The organism is Phocaeicola sp. (assembly GCF_048170425.1).
Classification (GTDB): Bacteria; Bacteroidota; Bacteroidia; order Bacteroidales; family Bacteroidaceae; genus Phocaeicola.
On the sequence record NZ_DBEXBB010000201.1, the window covers coordinates 21,168 to 27,543 of the forward strand.

3 protein-coding genes are annotated in these 6,376 nt (G+C 39.7%); all 3 read right to left on the bottom strand.

Going from position 1 to position 6,376, the window contains the following annotated elements:
* Window position 1 precedes the first annotated feature (1 nt).
* Complete coding sequence (locus ACMJ0U_RS07990; protein WP_417129442.1) at window positions 2–1,816, bottom strand: RagB/SusD family nutrient uptake outer membrane protein; 1,815 nt, start codon at window positions 1,814–1,816, stop codon at window positions 2–4.
* Between the two features lie 11 nt (window positions 1,817–1,827).
* On the bottom strand, window positions 1,828–4,905 hold the full coding sequence (locus ACMJ0U_RS07995; protein ID WP_417129446.1) for a SusC/RagA family TonB-linked outer membrane protein: 3,078 nt from the start codon (window positions 4,903–4,905) through the stop codon (window positions 1,828–1,830).
* 63 nt (window positions 4,906–4,968) lie between these two features.
* Window positions 4,969–6,376, bottom strand: a 1,408-nt coding sequence (locus ACMJ0U_RS08000) for a hypothetical protein (protein ID WP_417129444.1), incomplete at its 5' end; no start/stop codon positions are given.

Here is a 6,376-nt window from a genome sequence, read left to right on the forward strand (position 1 = left end):
ATTAGTTCCATCCTGGATTATTCTCAATATTGGTCTTCCAAACCTCACCTTCTGGTATAGGGTAAAGATACATTTTGTCTTCAAACACACGAGGCTGAGCAACCTTGCGCACATACTTCGTCTGTCCGTTTTCACGTATCACATCTACCCCATAAATATCACGGGCCAATGCCTCTTTGGCTACTCCCCAACGACGCACATCCCATGCACGATGATCTTCGAATGCCAGTTCTACCGTACGTTCACGACGGATGAATTTACGAGCAGCCTCTTGTGACTGAAGGTCTGCGCGATTTTCCAGTTGCAACGTCATCCCCACACGGTCACGAATCGGCTGAATAGTAGCCAAAGCTTCCTTATAATTACTTGGACCAACTTCATTAATTGCTTCTGCATAGTCAAGCAAAATTTCCGCATAACGGATAAAAATCCAGTTTCTAAATGCCGTTCCACCATGATTGTTTGCCAAGATTTCCTCTGGCATATATTTACGAAGATAATATCCCGTAGGAGTTACATTCGCATTACCAATAGGGTTATCACGCTGTCCTTGAATTACGTTTATTGTGCCATCATTCCAAGTGACCCCATGATATAAGATAGAAGCCGCCAAACGGGGATCACGATTATAGCATGGATTAGCATCATTATAACGTACTCCCGGCTTTATAGTCGGAACCGGAATCCCATTAGATGTGGTTGAGTTATACACGGGAGCTCCCGTCTCATCATATTCTGTAAATGGAGACGTTCCATCCGCCAAATCGTACATATCCACCAAATTCTGCGAAGGACACATGCCTCCTTTTCCTCCTTCTCCCACAGGAGTATCATTTTCTACTGCGCTCCAACCAAACGCACCGTCATTACGCCAGAAAATTATTTCTGGATTTTTACCGTTGTCTGTCGCAGGTTTCAGGATTGCATTCGTATAATTTGTTTCCGCAGTAGCATTCTCTTCCTGCCAAAGCTTAAATTTACCTGTATCCCCAAAATCTGTAATAAAACTTTTTGCCGCATCGGCTGCATCTTGCCAGGTAATATCAGTCTGTCCGGCAAAATGCGGACTGGCCATATACAATTTTATACGACAGGCCAAAGCACGTGCAGCAGGCTGCCATACACGGCCGGAAAGTTTATCCAACTCAGCTTGTACCTCATCTACTGTCAGCAAATCACTCTCACATTCAGCTAATTCCTTTAGTATAAACTCTTGTACATAAGCTTTTGTCGTGGGGCGTTCCTTGTAATCAGAAATCAAATCACCGTCCGGATCAAGAACCTTTGTCACCAAAGGTACCGGGCCATATCGCAAAAACAGTTCCCAATAGAAATAGGCTCTAAAAAAACGGGCTTCCGCCTTATACACAGCTTTATCACGAAGATATACATCATAGGTATCTTCTTCTGCCTGAGGAACCTCATCTATTTTTTCCAGCAGCATATTACATTTACGAATGGCACGATAATAGTTTTCCCACACATCGGTCAGTTCATTTGCAGCTTCTGCACTATAATAATTTCCAATATTGAAGCTCACACGAGTTCCTGCATTAGAATAACTGGTCTCACCTAAATCGGTGGCAGAATCCATCCAGGAATTGTTAATACGTCCTATACCATGGCGTAGAAAATTATAAGTATCATAATGAAACTCTTCCATGTTCGTCCATAAACTGAAGGTTTCCTCCTCTGTCAGTTCATTACTTGGCTGCTTATCCAGAAAGTCTCCGAACATTTCTTCACAAGAAGTCAAGGACATTCCTGAAAGTGTTGCAGTCAACAAGGTATATATTAATGTTCTATTTATTTTCATACTGATATTTTTTAGAATTGAATATTCACACCAAAGTTTACGGTTTTCATAATCGGATAACGATTCGAGCCATTACTTTCCGGGTCAGTCAAGCCTCCCAAATGATCCCAAGTAACCAGGTTGCTAGCATTCACATAAATTCTGCATTCTTTCATAGCCGCTTTCTTAATCCAGCTCTGCGGCAAAGAATAGCTAAGTTCAATATTCTTTAAGCGCAAGAACGCACCATTCTTCAGGAAGAATGAGTTCTGTCGCTGATTATGGTTTCCATAAGAATCATAATGCAATAAAGGATAAGTAGCATTTGCCAGGTTATATTCTTCGCTCATAGCCGGATTCCAACGTCCCAAATGATGTTCCTTTACCTTACCACCATTTACAAAGGCAAACATAGCTTCTGCATCATAAAAGCGAGAAACATGATCTACTCCTTGGAACATGACACTGAAGCCGATTCCTTTCCACTGAGCTCCAAGAGTCAATGCATATGTATTTTCTGGAATATCACTATAGCCAATAAATGTTTCATCACGGTCATCAATGAAGCCATCACCATTCATATCCCGATATTTCAAATCACCCACTTGTACATTTCCATAAGTAGATTTCGGAAAATCCGGATTGTCCAAATCTGCCTGAGTAACAAAACCATCACAGATCAATCCAAAATATTGATTAATCGGATGTCCTTCCTGTTTACGATAATCAGTCTTCGCATCTGGTTCATCCATATCAAGAATTTCATTACGTGCATGTGAGAAAGTAAATCCTACATTGTAGTAAAAATCTTTACCAATACGATTATTATGTTTCAACTCAAGTTCAACACCTTGGTTCTTTGTCTTTCCCAAATTACCAGCAGCCATTACAACTCCCACCCATTGCGGACGTGTCAGATACTGAGTAAGAATATCCGTACGGCTCTCATAGAAGTAATCAAAATTTCCAGTCAATAAACCATTCCACAAACCAAACTCCAAACCGACATTGTATTTACGAGCACGCTCCCAAGTTACATCATAGTTAGGATACTGACTTTCATAAATACCTGTTACCGTCTGATTGCTTCCAAAACGATAAGCATTAGCCAACTGTGTCCATACGGGTTCATACAAGAAACGCTGCTGCACACCACTCACCATATATACATCATTACCAACCTCACCATAAGATGCACGCAATTTAAGATTGTTCAACCAACCGGAAACAGGCTGCATAAATTTTTCGTTGGAAATACGCCATCCTAAAGAGAATGAAGGGAAGAAACCAAATCGTTTACCCTTACGGAAGTTTTCAGAACCATTAAAACCAAAGTTCACTTCTGCCAGATAACGATCATCATATCCATAAGTTGCACGACCAACTAATCCCTGATAACGTTTAGCCAAATCAGCCTGATAACGATAATCATTCTGATTATACAGCATCATGGCGGTCACATCATGTTTGCCAAACTTACGGGCATAATTTAACTGCAACTCCATATAAAGTTTATACGTCGTAGTCTGGTCATTACCGGCATAGGCTAGTTCCGTATCATTGTTAAACTGAGTATACCCATCTATAGAATTATAATTATTACGGTCTGCCAATTCATAAGTAGCAAAATCAGCTGTAAACTTTCGGTTATAATATGCATCGTAGTCAAAAGAGGCCATTCCTTTTACAGAAAGTCCCGGAGTTATCTTATGCAAATCATAATTCACAATAAAGTTTGTTTCATTGATTGTATTGGTAGCACGTGTAAATCCAGCCTCAGCCAAACGACCAACAATGTTATTCTGGTTCTGAGAGTTACCACCATACAGAATCTGTTTTGCTTCTCCTTCTTCGCCAATGTTATAACTTACAGGAAAAAGCCATCCCGGAGTATGATTCAACTCATAAAAGACTTCACTGTATGAACCATCCAAACGCTCATCTGAATTCGGACCACGACGTTCCTCAAAACGGGTTCCAAAATTTACAGAAACCGTCAGGTCATCTGTCACCAGAAAGTCCAGATTACCACGGAAAGCATAACGGCGGTAACTTGAATTGGAACTATTTCCATACTGGTCTGTACTGAAATTCTTGAACAAACCCTGCTGATTATAATATTCTGCAGAAGCAAAATAACGAACACGCTTTGTTCCCCCCTGCACATTTACATTATAACGTTGAGCAGGCGCTGTGCTACGAAGCACCGTATCATACCAGTCCACATTCGGATAAAGCATTGCATCCAATCCTGACAACTGACCGTTACGGGCTTTTTTATACATCTCAATATCATAAGCAGAATATTGAGAACTTAATCCATCATTAGCACGAGCTTCTTCCAATAATACGACAGAATCATAAGCATCCAAGTATGTATCTTTACGAGTAGGAGCTTGAACCTGCCAGTTAGCAGTTAAACTAACGGTCGGTTTCTGGTCTTTTCCTCGTTTTGTAGTAATCAACATCACGCCATTTGCACCACGCACACCATATACAGCAGTAGCTGAAGCATCCTTCAATACCGATATAGACTCTATATCATCAGGCGAAATCTGTGAGAATTCACGTTCCACACCATCCACCAAGATAAGAGGTTGATTATCTCCTGCAAAAGAGGCACGACCACGAATATAGATTTGTGCATCATCCGCACCCGGAGCACCAGAAGTCTGAGAAGTAATCACACCTGAAATCTTACCAGCCAAAGCCTGAGACACGTTCCCAGAAGGTGATTTTAATAATTCTTTTGAGGATACCTGAGAGATGGCACCTACTACACTCTCCTTTTTCTGTGCACCATAACCCACAACTACGACTTCTTCCAGAACTTCTGTATCTTCTTTCAAAGTTACAACTAAATTCTTTCTTCCTTTTACACTAATTTCCTGTGTCTGATAGCCAATATAACTGATTTGAAGTACTGCATTTTCTGACACAGTCAACACAAAATTTCCATCAAAATCTGTAATAGTACCATTAGTGGTTCCTTTTTCTAACACACTGGCTCCAATTACAGTTTCTCCTGTCGGATCTTTTACTACTCCTTTTACTTCCTTAGTGGATTGGGCAAAAAGTCCTAAAGTCCACAACATGCAAAAGAAGATCATAAATAACCGAGGGAAATACCCCTCCGTTATTTTTGGATTTGTTTGTATGTCTTTCATATATTATTATTTAATGTTAGCAATAAACGGATAAGTTACCACAGATATAATATCAAGCCAGCAATTATCTACCGTAAAAAATGTAGCCCATTGCTCCTGGTCTTCAGGGAAATTAGAAGCTGTATAAGTATAAGGAGTAATTGTTTCACCATTATAATCAAAAGAAGCACTATAAGCTATATCTGTCCCTTTTCTAGTAAAAGAAACGGTAACTAAAGCTCCATCAGCTTTTTCTACATCCATTCCATCAACAACCGTAATTGCTCCCTCATCATAGATTGCTCCCCAACCATACGGATCGGCACGTAAAATCAATAATTCATCAGTTGTGCCATTATATCCAGATTCTGTAGGATGTGTTCCAGTTGTTAAGATAAAGACATAACTATTCCAGATATTTGCTTTACTTGTATGGTTATAGAGCTGATATACAACCTTACCATCACCTTCCATTAAAACTTTCGAAGAATGAGCGCCCCACCATCCTGTAGAATTATCCTGACTTCCAACTACATTATAACCTGGAGAGTAACTATTTCCTACATAAGCTTCTTCCATATCTATTTCAAGATATGAGCCATCTACACTTAAAAATACGCCTAGTTCACCACCAGGAATTGCACCATATGTCCAGCTATATGTCCAATTCAGCTTAGACTTAGTCACAATATCTGCATTCATCGTTAATGTAGACCCTTTACGTTGAATAGTTAAATCAACAACTGCACCTTCCATTTCTTCACAGAACAGAGCCCACCCATTTGACAAATCATAAGTATTTGACAAAAGATAACCAGACTTTTCTATAGTATTATCACCATTTCCATTCAACCAACCCCAATTATCAGCACGAACAATGGCATATTCTTGATAACCTTCTTCATTAGGAAGTTTACCATTAGAAATTCCCAGAATCCAATTATTCCATGCATTAAGTCCATTCGTATGATTCACGAAACGATGATGGAATATACAATCTCCATCAGCTCTCATAATAGGTGAAAACTCACTCCACCATCCTGAAGAACAATCTGTTGCTCCCAAAATATAAACATTCTCATTCCCGGGATTATCATCATCACCACTATCGCCTCCCTCGCCAATTTCCGGCAATTCTGGTTTTGCTATTTCTTTATCCGTTATCAGGTTTTTATAAACAGACACTTCATCAATCCACATTTTTACAGGCTTTTCTTTTGAGCCATAACCAAAATATAGTCTTGAAGCCTCTGTCATAAAATTCATGACTTCTCCAGATGCTACAGTACGAGATACGGCTGCTACAGACTCATCATCTGTAACAGTTCCATCAATAGCAACTCCATCTATATAAACAGCATAACTATCTGGCTTTACTGCAACAGAAAACCAATGCCATTCCCCAGCGGTAAGTAATAAAGAATTGACATTTAAT

What these genes read in the sequence shown, in the direction of transcription:
- ACMJ0U_RS07990 (WP_417129442.1), bottom strand. Translation starts at nt 1,816, where the DNA reads ATGAAAATAAATAGAACATTAATATATACCTTGTTGACTGCAACACTT.
- ACMJ0U_RS07995 (WP_417129446.1), bottom strand. Translation starts at nt 4,905, where the DNA reads ATGATCTTCTTTTGCATGTTGTGGACTTTAGGACTTTTTGCCCAATCC.